We start from the raw sequence: 1,972 nt of genomic DNA, 5'->3' as shown, positions 1-1,972 counted from the left end.
CTCCATGGGCGGCCTGGTCTGCCGCGCCTTCCTGCAGAACGTGGCGCTGGACACCGAGAAGGTCGCCAAGCACGTCGACAAGTTCTTCACCTATGCGACGCCCCACAACGGCATCGACGTGCTGGGCCAGAACATCCCGTCCTGGCTGAGCGTCAACGACATCTCCAACTTTGACCGCGACAAGCGCATGCCGGCCTACCTCGACCTGGCCACGGCTGCCAAGAAGCACAAGCGCGTCGACCTCATCCCTGAGGCCCGCTTCCCGTCGCGGCGCGTCTTCACGCTGGTGGGCACCAACCGGCTGGACTACGAAGCCGCGGCCGGCGTGTCGCGCAGCTTCGTCGGCCATGGCAGCGATGGCCTCGTCAAGATCGAGAACGCGACGCTGTGCGGCCTGGACGCCAAGGGCAACATCACCGACCAGTGTGCCAAGGCCTTCGTCTACCGCGCCCACTCGGGCTATTTCGGCATCGTCAACAGCGAGGAGGGTTTCCAGAACCTGGCCCGCTTCCTGTTCGGCGACGTGCGGGTGGACCTGTGGCTGGAGATCGACGACATCCGCCTGCCCGACAAGGTGCAGGAGGAGGCCGACGCCGGCCGGGCCGTCAATGCCCTCTACCAGATCGAGGTGCAGGCTTCGCCACGCGGCAAGCTCTGGTACCTGACGCGGCGCACCACGGAGGAGGATTCCGTCGCCTGCGTGGCCCAGGCCGATTGGAAGAAAAACGCCAGCCTCTACCTCAGCAGCGTCTTCCTCGCCAACCGGGCCAAGATCAACCCGCGCCGCAAGTCGCTCGCCTATGGCATGACGCTGGGCGTGCGCGTGCCTGACTACGAAATCGAAAAGCGCCTGTGGCTCAACGAGCACTTCGAGGGCGGCTATCTGTTCCGCAATGCGCTGATCCTGGAGATGGTGCCGCCGGCCAACGAGGGCGAGGCCTGGAAGGTCAAGTACGCCTGGCAGGACGCGGGCGTGTCCATGGCCGACACCGAGATCGCGGCCAAGCAGCTGAAGTCGGGCCGCATCGAGGTCAGCGTGCCTTTTGACAGCAGCGCGGTCGCCACCAACGGCAAGATGAAGCCCACCAACCCCGGCATCCGCGGGCGGCTGCGCTTCGAGATCGAGGGCTGGAACGTGGACGCGAGCTGAGTCAGCGAAGGCGACGGCGCCAGGCCAGGCCGGCGGCGCCGGCCAGCAGCAGCGCCCAGCTGGCAGGTTCGGGCACGGCGGTAATCTGGTAGACGAAGCTGTGGTCGTTGTAGTTGAAATCACCGCCGCTGGGCAGGTCCTCGAAGGCGAGGTTGGTGCCGGCCGGCACCTTGGCGTCGCCGGCAAACGGCGCGGCCCAGACATGGTTGACGCCATCGCTGTTCAGGCTGACGTCGCTGTAATAGCGCGCCGCACCGCTGTTGGCATCGATGAAGAACACCAGGCTGTCACCGGCCGACACGGCGCCCAGCACAAAGGTCTGGCCATAGGCGCTGGCATGGTTGTCCAGGCCGGGCGTGCCGTCGACGCCGTTGATGCGCGCGCCGACGAGGTTGGTGAAGCCGCCAGCCGCGCCGGTGTAGTAGGCCACCAGCAGGCCGCTGGTGGCCGCCGTGAAGCTGCTGGGTGGCGCCGGCGTGCCGGGCGTCGGGTAGACGGCAGGGTTGGCCTGGGCGGCCAGGCTCAGCAGCGCGGCGGAGGCCACCAACAACAGACGTTTTGCAGCGGTCTTCATCAACAGTCTCCTCGTCGATTGGATGTGAGGTTAGCGGATTGGATAGCGCTATCACCAGCCCCTAACTCGTGGACAAATTCGTGAGCAAACCGCGCGCCTGCGTAAAGCGCGAAGCCCCGGGTTTCCCTGGGTTAAATTCGGCATCAAGGCGCGGCGCTCGGCCAGCTGGCCGGCGCTCACGCAAAGTGAAGCAGTCGCGAGGCGTGAAGCGCATGAGTCAGATGGGTGGTCGAGTCTTGGAATGCATG

At 66.0% G+C, this 1,972-nt stretch carries 2 protein-coding genes; one reads left to right on the top strand and one right to left on the bottom strand.

What is annotated here, in order from left to right; genetic code table 11:
* Nucleotides 1–1,150, top strand: a 1,150-nt coding sequence (locus tag AC1DU6_RS29195; protein WP_477861456.1) for a hypothetical protein, incomplete at its 5' end; no start/stop codon positions are given.
* Nucleotide 1,151: 1 nt separating this feature from the next.
* On the opposite strand, the gene AC1DU6_RS29190 is transcribed toward AC1DU6_RS29195, so the two are convergent.
* Nucleotides 1,152–1,724: a DUF4114 domain-containing protein gene (locus AC1DU6_RS29190; protein ID WP_056192388.1), complete on the bottom strand. Its 573-nt coding sequence runs from the start codon at nucleotides 1,722–1,724 to the stop codon at nucleotides 1,152–1,154.
* Nucleotides 1,725–1,972 lie beyond the last annotated feature (248 nt).

The organism is Roseateles sp. P5_B10, from assembly GCF_056400485.1.
Note: the sequence above shows the minus strand (reverse complement) of the source record. Positions and strands in the feature narration are given on the sequence as shown.

What these genes read in the sequence shown, in the direction of transcription:
- AC1DU6_RS29190 (WP_056192388.1), bottom strand. Translation starts at nt 1,724, where the DNA reads ATGAAGACCGCTGCAAAACGTCTGTTGTTGGTGGCCTCCGCCGCGCTG.